The sequence below is a fragment of the Acinetobacter legionensis genome (assembly GCF_057165765.1).
In genome coordinates this window covers 1373866-1389965 of sequence record NZ_CM169896.1, presented here as the reverse complement: position 1 = coordinate 1389965, position 16100 = coordinate 1373866, and the positions used below count along the sequence as shown (strand labels likewise).

Below are 16100 nucleotides of genomic sequence, written 5' to 3'. Positions count from 1 at the left end.
TTTTCCTCGCTTTATTTTTCAATCACAGATTGATGTAATGCCTTAATTTCAGTAATGGCTGAACTCCACAGAACATCTGCAATTTCACTAAATTCACGCCAATGTTTAATCCAGCTATTTCCGCCATTCTCACTGGTAAACAGATGACCATACTTAGTTCCAGCGATCATCTGATCAGGATTATTGAAGTTTTGCTGAATCGCCCAAATGCATGAATTTGGTTGTTGTGGTAAAGGCAAGATTTCCCATGTTGCAGCAGCATTCTTCGATACCAGAATCTTGCTGGTCGTACCCGGTGTCCCATCTGAAATACTGATATAGACTGTATCCTGAGTCTGATGATGTGCTGACATCGCACGCACGTAATACAAACCAAATGTTTCTTTAGCAATAATTCCTGTCCATGTCTGCCCGTCATCAAAACTGCGATAAACGGCATTGACACAAACCACCACCACCACTTTCTGACCATGGTTTGGCAAGACGGTAATCGCGTGAACATCCGAATTAAAATCCCAAAGCAAGCGATCATCTAGTCGCTGCCAAGTCTCACCGCCATCCTGTGAGTGGAATAGTCCACCTTCTTCTAAACCAAACCAAATTTTATTGGCATCCGTTGGATCATAAGCAAAAGCCAGCAATCGTGGGCGACTTACCCCTGCACAAAACTCTGGAATTTCAACAGGTGCAGCATCCCAAGTCTGACCACCATCTAAGCTACGCCAAAGCACAGCACGTGACGGGGCTCCTGTTCCAACAAAAATTCTTTGACGATTTTGAGGGTCAACAGCAACTTTCCAAACCGTTTGCCCATTAAAAGGTGTATCCAAACGTTGCCACGTGCCACCACAATCATGGCTGACACATAATCCAATATCAGTTCCCACATAGATCACATTAGGTTGTTCAGGATCTTGCGATAAAGAACGGGTTATCGCATCAAACTCTATATCTTGCCCAACCCCTAAACGGTGCCATAACTTGCCATCATCACCACTACGAATTACCGCTTGCCCAACTGTAGCTACTAATAATGTTCCATTTGACATGATGCTTACTCCTTAGATAAAGATGCCACGGGTCAAACCACCATCAATCCCAATCGACTCACCTGTAATCGCACCTGCTTTAGGGGAGGCAAGAAAACCGATTAAGTAACCCATTTCGATAGGCGCAAGTGTTCTACGAATTGGTGTGCTGTCGATATAACCCTGACGCACTTGCTCAGGAGTTTTGTCCTGCTTCACGCCTTCACGTTCATAAAGCTCCTGAATATGTGGTGTATCAACAACGCCAGGATGAATCAGATTTACAGTAATACCCGATGGACCAAGTTGGTCTGATAAGGTCTTGGTCAGATGGGCAATCGCAAGATTACGCATCCCTGACATAACCTTACTGCCACGACCTGTTAAACCACCAATATTAATCACTCGCCCAAAACCAGCCTTTTTCATATGGGGGGTGACAGCTTTGATGCAACGAAAATATCCAATAACCTTGGTATCTAAATCCCCCAATAGCTCGTGGTCTTCTGCATGTTCAATATCATTACGGACTACACCTGAAGGCGCTGCCGCACCATTCACTAAAATATCAATTCGTCCAAAATGCTGCATGGCTTGATCAACCATAAACTGTACCGCTTTCATATCCGTGGTATCACAAAATAATGGCAAAACCTCATTTCCGGTTTCAGCAAAAATCTCTCTGGCTGTTTCCTCCAAGTAACTCATACGACGCGCGCAGATCACGACTTTGCAGCCTTCTTGAGATAAAAGACGGGCAACATCTTTACCTATTCCCATCCCACCGCCTGTAACGATTGCAACTCGATCTTTTAATTCCAAATCCATTTTTTAGTCCTTTTTGAGTTAGAAATCCCCCTCATCCCCGCCTGTAGCGGGAAAGCTCTCTGTTTCATCAAGAGAAGTTCGGAGGAATTTTATTAATATAAATTCACGCAAACATTTTTGGTTTCAGTATAGGCCTCAATCACATCGTGGCTCATTTCACGGCCCCAACCTGATTGTTTATAGCCACCAAATGGAGAAACTGGGTCAACCACGTTATAGCAATTCACCCAAACAGATCCGGCTTCTAACTTGGCTGCAATCTGATGCGCCTGAGATAGATCTTGTGTCCAGATACCAGCAGCTAAACCATAAATTGAGTTATTGGCACGCTCAATCAACTCATCTGTATCTGACCAACTCATCACGGTTAATACAGGCCCAAAAACTTCCTCTTTGGCAATACATGCTTTTTCTTCACGATCAAGGAAAATGGTCGGCTCGATAAAATATCCGTGATCAAAACCGTCTGGACGCTTACCGCCAGTCAACAATTCCGCACCGTCAGCTAATGCCTGCTCAATATAACGATTGACCGTTGCATACTGACGCTCCGACACCAATGGTCCCATCGTAGACGTTTCATCTAAACCATTTGCAATCTTCATGCCTTGTGCTTCTTTAGATAATTTATCTAACACTTCATCAAGGACTTTTTCATGAACATACAAACGGGAACCCGCTGTACAGACTTGCCCTTGGTTATAAAAAATTGCTTGTGCGGCGCCAGGGATAGCTTTGCTCAAATCAGCATCAGGTAAAATAATATTGGGTGATTTACCACCTAACTCTAAAGTGACACGCTTCATATTCGATGTTGCTTGCTGAGCAATGGCTTTACCCACTGCTGTTGAACCCGTAAACGCCACTTTATTGACTTGCATATGTGCACTCAGCGGCTCACCCACTTCACGCCCTGTACCTGTCACTAAATTTACCACTCCAGCTGGGAAACCTGCTTGTTCAAAAAGTTGCATTAAACGCACAGCAATTAAAGGTGTTTGTTCAGCAGGCTTTAATACTGCTGTACATCCTACTGCCATTGCTGGTGCAAGTTTCCAGATACACATGGTAAGCGGAAAATTCCAAGGTACAATCAAGCCACAAACACCCACAGGATCACGCAAGGTATAGTTTAAAAATGTGCCATGAGGTGCACCTGAAATAGGCACCTGACGACCTTCAACTTTTGTGGCGAAACCCGCAAAATAACGCAAAATATGAGCAGCTCCGCCACACTCATGGCGTGAATACAATAAAGGCTTACCATTATCCAAAGTTAGAATTTGCGCCAGTTCTTCAGTGTGTTTTTCAACTAAATCTGCCAATTGATACAGCAATCTGGCACGGGTTGCAGGAATCTCGTAACGCCATGTCTTAAATGCTAAATTGGCAGCATTAACTGCTAAATCAACATCTGCAGCACTACCTTTTGCTACTTGGGCAATAACTTCTTGGGTTGCTGGATTTTCAACATTAAATGTCTGTTTACTGACTGCATCTATCCATTGACCGCCAATAAACAATTGTTTTGGTTGAGCTAAAAAGCTGCGTACTTCTGGAAAAATCGCATTTAAAGCCATGTGATACACCTCATATTTCCATTATGATTAGATGGGGTTGCATTGATTGATTGGTTCGGGTCAATGCAGTTTGTAATTCTTGATTGGTTCGAGTGACTGTAGACTCTAATCCATATGCCTTTGCCAAAGCAGTCCAATCTATTTTGGGTTGATTGATTTCGGTTAAGGACAATGCTGTTTCACTAAGCTTCTCTACACCAAAACGCCTTAATTCATTTTGTAAAATGGCATAGCGGTGATTAGCAGCAATTAAAATCGTAATTGGTAAACTTTCACGCGCAATGCTCCACAAGGTTTGAATGGTGTACTGAGCACTACCATCAGACTGTAAACAAAATACCCGTGTGCCTTTTTCAGCCAATGCCGCACCAAAACCTGCTGGAATCCCTTGCCCGATTGCTCCCCCTGTATTGGTCATGACCCGATGTTTTAGTCCATCATTCGAAGCGGTAAAAAATGGATAACCACAAGTACCACCCTCAATAGAAACAATACAGTCCTCAGTCAGGCTTGCAGAGAGAACTTTAGCAATAGATGCTGGACTTAATACTGCTTGAGCTGGTGGTAGTTCTATCGCTTTGCTTACAACAGGCACAAAGGCTGGTGCATTCAGTTCATCCGCCAGTGCATTGAGTGCCGCAGGAACATCCTCACCTACCTCAGCCAGATAAAGCAAACGATCTGATTCAGCCAAACGCGATGGCAACCCTTCATAGCCAAAATAGCTAATCGGATCAATGACGCCTGCACACACCACATAATCATATTGCTCCAACACCGCAATCGCCTTTTCTGGAAAATAGGGCAAACGATCCAAATCCGGCAAGCCACCACCACGATGACTGATCCGTGGGAATGTCTCAGCAAACATATGTACATGGGGTAGTTGTGCCAAACGCCCTGCTGCTTTTAATCCTTCGTCATTTACACCAGTGTCTCCCACAATAAACACCAGAGATTTACCTTGCTGATACTGGCGAGCAATCCGTTCAACCTTACTCGCAATAAAGTGACGTTGTGGTGCTGTGGCTTGAAAATGCTGCCCTACATCCTGAATTTGTTGTGCTTGAAAATCCATGGGTAAAATCAGCGTGGCAATTTGTCCTTTTGCTTGCCAAGCCGCTTTCATTGCATCCTGTAAATCATCACCAATACTGTTGGCATTACGTGTCATACGCACCCAACCAGATACCGTTTTCGCCATACTTTCGATATCACTGGCCAATGGTGGATCATAGTTCACATGCCATGACGCATGATCACCAACAATGTTAACGATTGGCGTATTGGCACGGCGAGCATTGTGCAAATTTGCCATACTATTGGCAAAGCCAGGCCCCAAATGCGTCAGGGTTAAAGCTGGTTTTGCAGCTACACGACCATATCCATCAGCAGCTCCAGAACAGACTCCCTCAAACAGAGAAAGTATGGGCTTGATTGTTGTTTCAGCATCCATCACTGCAACCATAGGAATTTCTGTTGTTCCAGGGTTAGCAAAACAATATTCAAAACCAAGTTGAGCTGCTGTTTTTACAAAATATTCCGCACCGATCATATTTTTCACCAGAAAAATTAAATTATTCCCTTATTAAGAGATTTATAGAACATTAAATTTATTATTTCAAGAGTTATTTTCATAATACGGGATTTTTTACATTTTTAATATTTCAATTGACCAGAATGCATAACTCGTGAAAGATATGAAAAGTAATTTGCAGTTTTAATCGAGAAAATATGAATAGCAGCTTGGCCAGAATACTCAATGTACTCAACCTATTTGGTCCTGAACAATTAGAAATTGATGCGGAACTTATCGCACAAAAGTTTGATTTATCTAGAACTTCTTCTTATCGCTATATCAAAGAATTATGTGATGCTGGACTCATTGTAAAGCGGGGACCCGGTGGTTATGCCCTAGGTCCTCGTGTTATTGAGCTGGACTGGATGATGAGAAAATATGATCCAGTTTTAAGTACAGGTCGCCCGTATCTAGAAAACTTAAGCCAAATTACTGGGCTCACTGTTTTTGTCAGTGCTTTTTATGATAGTAAAATTATCAACACCTTTATTTTAAGTCCAAACAACGAAATGCATTTCAGTTTTGGACGTGGAAGACCTTTACCCCTATTTAGAGGGGCTCAAGCCAAAGTGTTGACTTCCTATAGAAGCATAAAAAAAATTAAACAGCTTTATGAAAATCAAATATCCAAAGACCCACAAAATATTTATTCACTTGAAGACGTATTAAAAATTTCCAAGAATATCCGTAAAAATGGCTATTGTGCGACGAACAATGAATTAAATGTAGGCAATATCGGGATCGCAGCCCCAATTTTTTCAGACTTTGATTCAAAAGAAGTGACACATAGCGTCTGTGTAGTGGGCTCCGATCAACAATTTAATTTATTACGACAAGAAACCATCATTGAGATTTTATTAGAAACTGCCAAAAACTTGACTCAATCGATTGTGTCATCCCCAAAATCAATCCATACACCAATTGAAATTGATGAAGTCCAAATTCAAAGAGAAGAGGTTGAACATCTAGAATAAGCAAAGAATGTGAAATAATCATTCATTTTAATATACGGCATTATCGCTATAACAGCATAATGACCGTACATTCAAATTTTAAATGAATCACAAATATTTAGGATCTAGCGAGACTGAATCAATAGATCTGCCCCTTTTTCAGCGATAGCAATGGTAGGTGCGTTGGTATTACCACTGGGTATAGATGGCATCACTGAACAATCAATAACACTTAACCGATCAATACCATGCACCTTTAAATTTAAATCAACCACTGAGTTTTGTGGATTTAGTCCCATCCGACAAGTTCCAACAGGGTGATAGGTGGTTTTACAGTATTCTCTTACAAAGGCCTCTAATGCGACCACATCATCCCGTTTTACGGCGTGATCTGGTGCAAAAATTTCATCAATCTCATTGAACAATGCGGGTTGCTGAAGTAAGTCCAGACCAAATTGAGTTGCTCGAATTAAACCTTGTAGATCATCAGGGTGCTCCAAAAAATTGGCTTCAATTCTGACTTGGTCTTCTGGATTTTTACTCTGAAGATATAATTGTCCCCTAGACTTTGGCCGTAAATGACACATCTTTAGGGTAATACCATGCATATAATTTTTACCTTGACCACTTGGATCATCAAATACATCTAAAACAGGTAAAAACATTGCCTGCACATCTGGACGGCCCTCATGGTTGGTATCCTTAAATGCCCCGCCTTCTAATACGCTTGAGGCAACCACACCCTCTCGAAATAACAGCCATTGCAAACCATGCTTGTAACGTCTGATTCCTTTATCTTCGCCATATAAAGAGATCGGGTTTTTAATCGTGGCATTAATAGAGGTATGTAAGTGATCGTGATAGTTTCTTCCAACAGGAAGATCTTTTTGTACTTCGATACCAATATCTTCAAGATGCGTTTTAGGCCCAATACCAGAAAGTAATAGGATTTTTGCTGACCCAATAGAGCCAGAACTTAATATCACTCCTTTTTTTGCTTTAATACGAGTACTTACACCCTTTATCCGACATTCGATACCCGTTGCTTTTCCATGCTCAATCAAAACTCGATCTACCTCAGTATTCAATTGCACTGTTAATTGGTGACTTTGCCGCACTGAGGCTAGATAAGTTCTTGACGTGCTTCCTCTTTCACCATTCTTGATCGTATGTTGATAAAAACCTACGCCTTGTTGAGACTGCGCATTAAAATCAGTTACATAGGCTAAGCCAAACTCTTGCCCTGCTTTAATAAAGGCACGAGTTAAAGGATGTTTAAGGCGGGTATCACTGACCGACAAATGCCCATGACCTCCATGGTATTCACCTGACAGACTTTCATTATTTTCTGCTTTTTTAAAATAAGGCAATATAGACTGAAAATCCCAACCTATACAGCCATAATGGCTAGCCCATTCATCATAATCTTCCGCCTGCCCCCTTAAATAAATCATACCGTTAACAGAACTACTCCCCCCTAAGACTTTTCCTTGTGCACAAGACATTTCTCGTTGCTTAGTTCTTACATCAGCCTCAGTGGTATAACTCCAGGTGGCATTGATCACCACTGGAATACCCGCAGGAATCTTATAATTAAAACCCTGATCACTACCACCTGCCTCAACCAATAAAACAGAGCCTTTGTTCTCCTCAATCAAACGTGTTGCAACCACACAGCCTGCCGACCCTGCACCACAAATAATATAGTCAAATTCCTTAACTTGCATGGTCACTCCTTTGATAACATAAGAATTTTAAACCATATTTCACCTTCTAAAATAGTCAAGTTGAACACCACAAGACCCACTTCAGCAAGACGAATGCGATCGTTTAAAAGTTTTTGGTTATACTGAAATACAAACGGTCATCATACATATCGAATTGGCTATCAATATTATTACCAACCCACGCAAATTCAGTGGTTACCCCTTTATAGTCACCGCGAACACCGACTTTATAATCAACGTAACTGTCTTTTTTACCATCTGGAACAGAACCTAGCTGAAATTCACCAATACTGTCTTGTTTGGTATAGCCAGCTGAACCAAAGAGTTGTACATTTTCAATAACTGGGAAGCTATATTCACTACTAAAGTAATACTCATTGCCTGAACCAAAAACATAATCCGGTGAATAGTAAACGGCGGCATTAAAATTATCCTGAGCAACCAATGTGCCAGTGCGTTTGTACATCACACCATACTCACCAAAATCAGCAGATTTTCCATTTGGACTAAAATTTCCTCCTGGATAATTTACATCTGCATAAAAGAAATCCATACTGTTTTTGTCATCAATCCGCCATGTATAACCTAAGATTGCGTCTGCCTCCATGCTTCCACCATTCGGTGTAGTAGCACTTGCTCCCCATAACATCAAGTAAGCACCCGACTGATGAGCTAAAATCAAGCCGCCTTGAACTGATGGTTTTTGATCTGACTTGGAAAAACCACGACTACGATAATCTGAGGATAAAGTTAAGGTTCCATGCACTGAAAATTGATCCATAAATGTTGCTGGCTTTGAGGTTGATGTATCTGCTTGTACTGCCTGTCCACATCCGATCAGCAGCATAGTCGCTAAAACTGAATGTTTCATATTGTTCTCTCCTTTCGTCCTTGTTGTTTTGCCCACCACAACATTCAACTTGAATGTAGATGAGATGATGCCTAAATAGGCATTATTTAGTGTTTTTATCCCTTATTACGGGATTTATATATTCAAAATAGAATAAATACAACATATTTTTTAAAATATTTTCACATTACGGTATTTTTTATTATTTAATTTTAAATAAAATACAAAAGGATACTGCATAATTTCATCAAATTTAAAAAATGTATTTTTTAAGATTTTCTCAAAATAAAAGATTTTTTATAATTTAACTCTTGTTTATCGCTTAAAAAAGTAATATATATCCCATATTAAGGGATTTTATTGTAAATGGAATTTAATTATGATACTCAAACAAACAGGCTTTTTCTCAGATGAATGGTGTTTCTGGCACACTACAGGGCTACACGCCACAGTATTACCTGTAGGCGGATGGGTGCAACCCCCTGCAAGTGCAGCGCATGCTGAATCACCTGAATCAAAGCGCCGTTTTAAAAATTTATTGGATGTATCTGGTTTAACCAAACACCTAGATAACCGTTCAGCCTCTCCGGTCACAGAGGAAGACTTACTCCGTATTCATCCCGAACATTATCTGAATAAATTTAAAAATTTAAGTGATCAAGGAGGCGGATTGCTCGATGAGCATGCTCCCATTGGCCCAGGTAGTTATGAAATTGCCAAAATTTCAGCTGGGCTTGCTTGTGAAGCAGTCGAAAAAGTATTTCTAGGTGAATTAAACAATGCATATGCACTATCACGTCCACCAGGTCATCATTGTTTGCCAGATAAACCAATGGGCTTTTGTTTTCTTGCCAATATTCCCATTGCCATTGAACGAGCTAAAGCTAAATTGGGCTTAAATAAAGTTGCAGTGATTGATTGGGATGTTCATCACGGTAATGGTACGCAGCAAATCTACTATCAACACAATGATGTGCTCACCATCTCCTTACATCAGGAGCATTGTTTCCCGCCAGGCTATCGTGGTGCTGAAGATGTAGGAGAAAATCAGGGGCACGGTTATAACATCAATATCCCTCTATTGGCGGGCTGTGGTGATGAAGCTTACCTTTATGCCTTTGAAAGCATTGTACTGCCAGCTTTGGACAAGTTTAAACCAGACATGATCATTGTGGCCTGCGGTTATGATGCTAATGCTTTCGATCCATTGGCTCGTCTTCTACTACATAGTGAAACCTTTCGACGTCTAACACAACTCACCAAACAGGCAGCAGAGCGGTTATGTCAAGGCAAATTAGTTATGGTTCATGAGGGTGGTTATGCCGAATCTTATGTTCCGTTTTGTGGTTTAGCTGTCGTTGAAACACTTTGTGATATTCGAACTAAGGTACAAGATCCGTGTATAGAACTACTCAAATTACAACAACCCAGTGAACACTTTAATCAGTTTCAGAAGCAATTAATTGATCAACTCGCTCAAAAAATAAACTCAAACTCATAACTCAACAATTCATTGCATGGAAGAAAATGACTTCAAGGAGAAGATTATGTTAGATCGGATATGGGCTGGATGGAAGATTTCAGATGAACATTTTCAATACGGTATTGCATGGCTATATTTTTTAGCGAGTGTTCATTACAGAGAATTCAAACTGAATTGGCTTAACAAAAAAATAAAAACCATGGGAGAACAAGAATGAATACTCAGGCTTTTTTTGATTCAAAAGGACATATTTTTGCGCTGTGTTTCTTTGCAGCTATTGGTCCCTTGGTGATGATGACCACCCCAGTGCTCGCTTATCAACTTTCAACTGAATGGCAGTTTGCGCCCTCACAGGTCGGAACATTTTTCTTTTATGAGCAAATATTTATGGGCATTGCGGCATTGCCTGCAATTTATTGGGCGAAACGCTATTCACCACAGAAAGTGATGAAATTTTTTATTGGCTTGTTTATTTTGGGAAATTTTCTATCTTTATTTGCAGATAGTCTGACTACACTGGTGCTTACACGCTCATCCGCAGCCTTTGCCGCAGGCAGTATCATGATTGTCACCATGGCGTCATGCAGTATGACCTCCAAGCCTGCTCGCACGTTTGCCTTATGGTTACTCGGACAAACACTTTTTGGTGCCTTAGCCATCTTGATTTTACCCCACTTGTTTGCACAGTTTGGTTTAAAAGCATTCTTTGTGCTTTTAATTGCCCTCATGCTAATTGCAGCACCTTTTTATAAAAAACTCAGCAATGAAATACCTCAAGCATCACAGCAAATTGAACCAAATGCCCATAATTCTTCAAACCAATCCATCATATGGGGTATCATCGGAGTTGCGTCGGTTCTATCCTTTTTTATGTCCATCAGTAGTATCTGGACCTTTCTCACCAGCATTGGTCTCAACTCAAAAATTCCTGAAGCATCTATAAATGGCTATTTATCCTTCGCCACTTTATTTGGAATTATTGGCTGCTTTATTGCGACGCTCATTGGACATAAGATCAGTCGAATGATTGTTGTGTTCATTGGCTTTGGGCTGTTCTTTGTTTCACTTTACTTATTATTAGGCACAATTGCGGCTTCAACCTTTATGACAGCAATTATTGTTTTTAAATTTGCATGGATGTTTACTTTCCCATTTATACTCGCCAGTTTAGCGATCATGGATCACACAGGCAGTATTATGAAGTATGTCAGCTTGATGATTGCAATTGGTATGGGGGTGGGCCCTAGTGTTTCAGGTCAAATTATCGAACATACAGCAAGTTTTAATACACTTGTAATGTATGCCATGTCGATGTTCATCATTTCTTTAATTTTAGTGACTTTATTAAATAGCAAATACCATAAACACAAAAATAAGGATCAATCGCAAACTTTAGTACATTGATTTTATCCCCATAAACATCAAAGCCAGTCAAAAGACTGGCTTTGATGTTTTAGTGCAACCCCTTTGAATGAAAGTTTTGAGCAAAAATTACCTCATCTTTTCATAATGAATCACTCGTAATTATACAATCCGATAAATTTTATCATCCATGACTCATCAGCATTTATTTGCACTTTGCCAATGTTTGCGATGGTGATTCACCAAACAGTTTCTTATAGTCTGTCGCAAATTGCGATAAGTGCCAAAAGCCCCAATCGCTGGCCACTTCACTTACTGAAGTGGATGCAGCATTTTGAATAAAACTACGCCTTACACCATTTAAACGTAGATGTTTTAAAAACTGTGCGGGACTTTCTCCAGTGATCAATTCAAAACAGTTCTGTAGGGTACGGCGTGAGGTAAAGGTTAACTGGCACAACTCGTCCATCGTCAAAGGATTATTCTGACAAGAGTACATCGCATCTAATGCGCGTTGGACTACTTTTCTTGCTTTAATGGTTGATACACGAATCACATGTCGTTGTTGCTGTAAAGCTTGAATATATTGAAAACCTAGATCCAAAATCTCAGATTTTGCCTGCTGCATACTAACTAAATTTACGCTGTCAGGAAGTTTAGAGAGGTTATTTAATAAAGTTGAGAGCTTAGAATAAATTTCTTGTGCTAAGTGTTGATCAATTAACATACTTGCACCTTGTGGAATCTCTCCCGCCTCCCCCAATAAAGAAATGGGTAAACTTAAAGATAAAAAGGACGATTGCTCTGGGGTTCGCATCATAATTTCACCACCTTGGCATAATGAGATAATTTCTGCGCCTTGTAATACTTGTCCCATCCACAGTGCGGAGTTAGATAAATTTGAAAAAACACCTAAACACAGTGAGTCCGCCTTTCCTTCTCCACTTTGAAAAATTGCAGGACTGATTTGTTCTTCATAAATTTGAATATCATCTAGCCAAAGTTCATTTAAATGACTTTCAAAATGACCTGAAGAAAGTTGGTCATAGGATAAAGACCAATCTTTTAAAATTTGGGTATGTTGTAAAGACTCACGTATTTGAAAGGCATGCAACAAACCTGTATTTACACTTGGTTCAACGACTAACATCCGTGCCTCGCTTTACCTAAAAATACAAAAAAAATCTTACACTTAGATTTAAATGAAAAATAAAACTCACCTTTTATTGTAAAACTAATCCTTTATTTCACAAGCCCTTAAGTGTAAATATTCCAATATTATCTTTACAAGCTTTTTAACAAATAAAACAGGATCAAAGTGCCGCATAGCGCAGACACTTGATCCTGTTTTTAACACAAATTTGTCGAGTTATACATCGACCTGTTCAAATGCTGTCTGTAATGCATTGACCAATAACTCACAACCCGCCTGATCAATCACCAACGGTGGGGCTATTACAATTTTTGGTCCGACAGGGCGAACCACTGCACCTGCATCACGACAAGCTTCGGTAATACGCCAAGCTAAATTATTATCAGGCATAATCGATTCACGGGTTTTCTTATCTGAAACCAGATCAATTGCTAACATCAAACCTTTACCACGTACATTACCAACAGATGGAAATCTTTCTTCAAAGGTTTTTAATTGGTTCAGTAAAGTATCACCCATTTTGGCTGCATTGCCAGGCAAGTCTTCTTTTTCGACAATATCAAGGACGGCTAACCCTGCTGCACAGCCTAATGGATGCCCACCATAGGTATAACCCTGCATCAAAATACCTCGATGATCTTTGTTTTGTAAAAAGGCTTCTTCAATTCGATGATTGATCAATGTTGCTGAAAGCGGGATATAACCAGAGGTTAAAGCCTTGGCAAACACCATAATGTCAGGTTTTACCCCCCAGCCTCGTGAACCAAACATATGACCACTACGACCAAAACCGGTCACCACTTCATCCGCGATCAAGAGTATTCCATATTTATCACAAATCTGACGGACTAAAGGCCAGAAATTGGCAGGAGGAACAATCACCCCCCCTGCACCTTGAATGGGTTCTGCAATAAATGCGGCCACACTGTCGGGACCATAATATAAAATGTCTCGTTCCAGCTGTTCAGCAACTAACTGTCCTAATTGCTCAGGATCATCACAGTTCCAAGGATTGCGATACAACCATGGCGATTCAATTTGTGAACAGCCCTCCAAAACAGGACCATAGTTCATTCGATAAATAGACAAACCACCCACTGAAGTCCCGCCAAAATGCACACCATGATAAGCATTTTTCAATGAAATAAAGCGAGTCCGTTGAGATTGTCCCTTTAAAATCCAATATTGACGTGCTACTTTTAGAGCTGTTTCAACACCATCCGAGCCTCCTGTCCCATATAGCACTCGTGCCATATTTTCCTGAGCAGTCATTTCAATGAGTTTGTTTGACAAAGCTTCTGCTTTTGGATGGCTCACACCATCAAATAACTGATAGTAAGCCAGCTCGTCCATTTGTTGATTAATCGCTTGTTTAACTTCAGCACGATTATGCCCAACATTGACACACCATAAACCCGCAAAGCCATCCAGCATTTTACGACCTTTATCATCCCAGATAAAAAGCCCATCTCCTTTGACGATTCGCAACGGGGTCTTATCCACCCAATTATTGGGATGAGTCATAGGATGCCAGAATTGATAATCTTTTTTTGCAACCATTTGGCTATTCATAGAATAAGCTCCTTGTATATTTTGATGTTAAGAATGAATAACAATATTTGTGACATCTTCATATTTTTGTGGATTGATATGTTTCAACACACGGGCTGTGATCATGCCAATGACCATACAAGCCAGCAGTAGCCAAGGTAAAAACAGCACGACTGGAGAAGATGACCCACTCAACATTTCCAGATTTGCAATCACCACATACAGTATGACCAACATACCGAGTGCTGAAATAATCGGTGCAATCAAACGGCTCCAGATCGAGACAGGTAACGCTTTGCGTTGTCGAAAATATTTTATTACTGCGAAAGAAACGCCGATCTGTAATACCAAAATTGCCATACTTCCGAGTACAGATGCCCATGCAAAAATATTAATCATTGGATCAAGTTTAAACAGCCCGAAAGTTACTAAAGCGACAATCATAAAAATGCCTTGGACGATACTGGCAATATAAGGAGTTTTATAAACAGCATGTGTCTTGGCCAATTTGGACCATAACAAACCATCACGGCTAATGGTAAATAAGTAACGTGACAACGAATTATGGAACGCTTGAGTTGCTGCAAATAAACTGGTGATCAATAGAATTGAAATGACTTCAACAGCCCACCCCCCTAGCAATTGTTCAGCGACACTGTAAACATAGACACCTGGATCTTTCGCTGCCTCAGTAGCTATTTGGCTAGCACCTGTATATTGCACCAACACCCATGCAGTTAAGGCATAAAAAAGCGTAATTAAAATCACAGCAGTAAAAGTTGCTTTAGCCACAACTTTTTTGGGTTCTTTACATTCTTCAGCATAAATTGCTGTTGCTTCAAAACCGATAAAAGAACAAATCGCAAAAACCATGGCAATCCCAAAATTACCATTTAAAACCGTACTGGGTTGAAAAGAGCTAAACTCCCAAGTCACTGGTCGAGCCATAAAGACTGCATCCATCAGCAAAACAATTGCAATCTCAAGTAGCATGAGTACACCAAGGACTTTTCCGCCAATTTCAACTTTGGCAATCCCCAGTCCGATGACCACCATTTGCATCAATGCTGCATATGCCCACCAAGGCAAACTGCTACCCAAGTGTCTCGTAACAAAGAGTTCAGTAAAGAAACCAAACATTGCACTGCATGAAAGTTGCATCGCAGCATAAGCAAGTAAAGCAACATTGAATCCCGCTAAACCACAGGTAAGCCCCAGTCCTTGCACAATATAAGAATAGAATGCGCCTGCATTGACAACATGACGGCTCATTGCTACAAGACCGAAACTAAAAATGAGTAATAGCGCACCTGCAATAATAAAAGTACCTGCTACCCCAGCTCCATTACCAGCCATAAAAGCGACAGGCAATGCTCCAACCACACCAGTTAAGGGTGAAGCTGCGGCGACCACAAAAAATACAACGTACCATAGCCCTAAACTTCCTTTTTTTAATTTATATTCTTTTGACATGCTGATCTCCTTCCTTGATCATCTCTTGAGTCTATAAAGGAAGAACTATTGAGTGTTATCAAAATATGGCAATTTTAGCGATCAATCCTGATAGAGATACTAGGAAGGGATAAGCCCTATTCTTGAAAACATAGTAGATAAAACTAATGATTAGAAAGATAAGTAAGAGTAAATGTGAGATCTGATCATTTCTAATCTAACTTAATTTCTTATAGAGCTCATAAAGGGCAGTAGACCAAGCGCGCCTATAATACCCGCTCAAAAAAAAGATACGGTCAGGTCGATTTCTCCTGAACTTCAAGCCTTGGTTCGTTACTCATTTCCCCCCATTCATCGGTATGTTTGAGGGCAAACATCCATTGTGCACTTTGAAACAATCTTAATCGGCTTTTTTCATAAGCCTTTTTTAAAGTACAGATTAATATCCCTCTCATGCTAGCCTTCTCCCGTTGGGAGAAGCCTCATTCAATAGCGATATGATGTACTCAACATGAGCTTTATTGATTGATAAAATCGCTCTAATATTCCAGAGT

General features: G+C 40.3%; 13 protein-coding genes. 4 read left to right on the top strand and 9 right to left on the bottom strand.

The genetic code is table 11. The features are described 5' to 3' along the window. Positions 1 to 11: 11 nt before the first annotated feature. From AC2G3J_RS06305 to AC2G3J_RS06290, 4 genes are all read right to left on the bottom strand, one after another. Positions 12 to 1049, bottom strand: a complete 1038-nt coding sequence (locus AC2G3J_RS06305) for a WD40/YVTN/BNR-like repeat-containing protein (RefSeq protein ID WP_336951528.1) — start codon at positions 1047 to 1049, stop codon at positions 12 to 14. Positions 1050 to 1061: 12 nt separating this feature from the next. Beyond that, positions 1062 to 1856, bottom strand: coding sequence for an SDR family NAD(P)-dependent oxidoreductase (locus tag AC2G3J_RS06300; protein ID WP_336951530.1), 795 nt, complete (start codon positions 1854 to 1856; stop codon positions 1062 to 1064). Between the two features lie 92 nt (positions 1857 to 1948). Continuing rightward, positions 1949 to 3436, bottom strand: coding sequence for an aldehyde dehydrogenase family protein (locus AC2G3J_RS06295; RefSeq protein ID WP_336951532.1), 1488 nt, complete (start codon positions 3434 to 3436; stop codon positions 1949 to 1951). A 10-nt stretch (positions 3437 to 3446) separates the two neighbouring features. Continuing rightward, positions 3447 to 4991: an acetolactate synthase large subunit gene (locus tag AC2G3J_RS06290; RefSeq protein ID WP_483770822.1), complete on the bottom strand. Its 1545-nt coding sequence runs from the start codon at positions 4989 to 4991 to the stop codon at positions 3447 to 3449. A gap of 179 nt (positions 4992 to 5170) precedes the next feature. On the opposite strand from AC2G3J_RS06290, the gene AC2G3J_RS06285 reads away from it, so the two are divergent. After that, entirely contained in the window at positions 5171 to 5989 is an 819-nt protein-coding gene (locus tag AC2G3J_RS06285; RefSeq protein WP_483770821.1) for an IclR family transcriptional regulator, read from the top strand. Between the two features lie 104 nt (positions 5990 to 6093). Here the strand turns inward: AC2G3J_RS06285 and AC2G3J_RS06280 are convergent, their stop codons facing one another. Continuing rightward, positions 6094 to 7695, bottom strand: coding sequence for a GMC family oxidoreductase (locus AC2G3J_RS06280; protein WP_483770820.1), 1602 nt, complete (start codon positions 7693 to 7695; stop codon positions 6094 to 6096). A 103-nt stretch (positions 7696 to 7798) separates the two neighbouring features. After that, positions 7799 to 8566 (bottom strand): TorF family putative porin, encoded by a 768-nt coding sequence (locus AC2G3J_RS06275; RefSeq protein WP_483770819.1) that lies wholly within the window; start codon positions 8564 to 8566, stop codon positions 7799 to 7801. Between the two features lie 358 nt (positions 8567 to 8924). Between AC2G3J_RS06275 and AC2G3J_RS06270 the strand changes: the two genes are divergently transcribed. The 3 genes from AC2G3J_RS06270 to AC2G3J_RS06260 are packed head-to-tail and all read left to right on the top strand — an operon-like array spanning position 8925 to position 11432. After that, the gene (locus tag AC2G3J_RS06270; protein WP_336951542.1) at positions 8925 to 10046 is read left to right on the top strand and encodes a histone deacetylase-like amidohydrolase; all 1122 of its coding nucleotides are present in this window, start codon (positions 8925 to 8927) and stop codon (positions 10044 to 10046) included. Between the two features lie 46 nt (positions 10047 to 10092). Further along, the gene (locus tag AC2G3J_RS06265) at positions 10093 to 10245 is read left to right on the top strand and encodes a hypothetical protein (protein ID WP_336951544.1); all 153 of its coding nucleotides are present in this window, start codon (positions 10093 to 10095) and stop codon (positions 10243 to 10245) included. Further along, positions 10242 to 11432: an MFS transporter gene (locus tag AC2G3J_RS06260; RefSeq protein WP_483770818.1), complete on the top strand. Its 1191-nt coding sequence runs from the start codon at positions 10242 to 10244 to the stop codon at positions 11430 to 11432. Before AC2G3J_RS06265 ends, AC2G3J_RS06260 begins: the two co-directional genes overlap by 4 nt. Positions 11433 to 11595: 163 nt before the next feature. Here AC2G3J_RS06260 and AC2G3J_RS06255 read toward each other — a convergent pair whose 3' ends face one another. The 3 genes from AC2G3J_RS06255 to AC2G3J_RS06245 all read right to left on the bottom strand — a co-directional run bounded on the left by AC2G3J_RS06255 (position 11596) and on the right by AC2G3J_RS06245 (position 15567). After that, positions 11596 to 12540 carry a helix-turn-helix domain-containing protein gene (locus AC2G3J_RS06255; RefSeq protein ID WP_336951548.1) on the bottom strand — a complete coding sequence of 315 codons (945 nt, stop codon included), beginning with the start codon at positions 12538 to 12540 and terminating at the stop codon, positions 11596 to 11598. A gap of 219 nt (positions 12541 to 12759) precedes the next feature. Beyond that, positions 12760 to 14115 (bottom strand): aminotransferase class III-fold pyridoxal phosphate-dependent enzyme, encoded by a 1356-nt coding sequence (locus tag AC2G3J_RS06250; RefSeq protein ID WP_336951550.1) that lies wholly within the window; start codon positions 14113 to 14115, stop codon positions 12760 to 12762. Between the two features lie 27 nt (positions 14116 to 14142). After that, positions 14143 to 15567, bottom strand: coding sequence for an APC family permease (locus AC2G3J_RS06245; RefSeq protein ID WP_336951552.1), 1425 nt, complete (start codon positions 15565 to 15567; stop codon positions 14143 to 14145). Positions 15568 to 16100 lie beyond the last annotated feature (533 nt).

Bases quoted from the DNA above. Each gene is read 5' to 3' on its own strand.
- AC2G3J_RS06305 (WP_336951528.1), bottom strand. From the start codon at position 1,049: ATGTCAAATGGAACATTATTAGTAGCTACAGTTGGGCAAGCGGTAATT.
- AC2G3J_RS06300 (WP_336951530.1), bottom strand. From the start codon at position 1,856: ATGGATTTGGAATTAAAAGATCGAGTTGCAATCGTTACAGGCGGTGGG.
- AC2G3J_RS06295 (WP_336951532.1), bottom strand. From the start codon at position 3,436: ATGGCTTTAAATGCGATTTTTCCAGAAGTACGCAGCTTTTTAGCTCAA.
- AC2G3J_RS06290 (WP_483770822.1), bottom strand. From the start codon at position 4,991: ATGATCGGTGCGGAATATTTTGTAAAAACAGCAGCTCAACTTGGTTTT.
- AC2G3J_RS06285 (WP_483770821.1), top strand. From the start codon at position 5,171: ATGAATAGCAGCTTGGCCAGAATACTCAATGTACTCAACCTATTTGGT.
- AC2G3J_RS06280 (WP_483770820.1), bottom strand. From the start codon at position 7,695: ATGCAAGTTAAGGAATTTGACTATATTATTTGTGGTGCAGGGTCGGCA.
- AC2G3J_RS06275 (WP_483770819.1), bottom strand. From the start codon at position 8,566: ATGAAACATTCAGTTTTAGCGACTATGCTGCTGATCGGATGTGGACAG.
- AC2G3J_RS06270 (WP_336951542.1), top strand. From the start codon at position 8,925: ATGATACTCAAACAAACAGGCTTTTTCTCAGATGAATGGTGTTTCTGG.
- AC2G3J_RS06265 (WP_336951544.1), top strand. From the start codon at position 10,093: ATGTTAGATCGGATATGGGCTGGATGGAAGATTTCAGATGAACATTTT.
- AC2G3J_RS06260 (WP_483770818.1), top strand. From the start codon at position 10,242: ATGAATACTCAGGCTTTTTTTGATTCAAAAGGACATATTTTTGCGCTG.
- AC2G3J_RS06255 (WP_336951548.1), bottom strand. From the start codon at position 12,540: ATGTTAGTCGTTGAACCAAGTGTAAATACAGGTTTGTTGCATGCCTTT.
- AC2G3J_RS06250 (WP_336951550.1), bottom strand. From the start codon at position 14,115: ATGAATAGCCAAATGGTTGCAAAAAAAGATTATCAATTCTGGCATCCT.
- AC2G3J_RS06245 (WP_336951552.1), bottom strand. From the start codon at position 15,567: ATGTCAAAAGAATATAAATTAAAAAAAGGAAGTTTAGGGCTATGGTAC.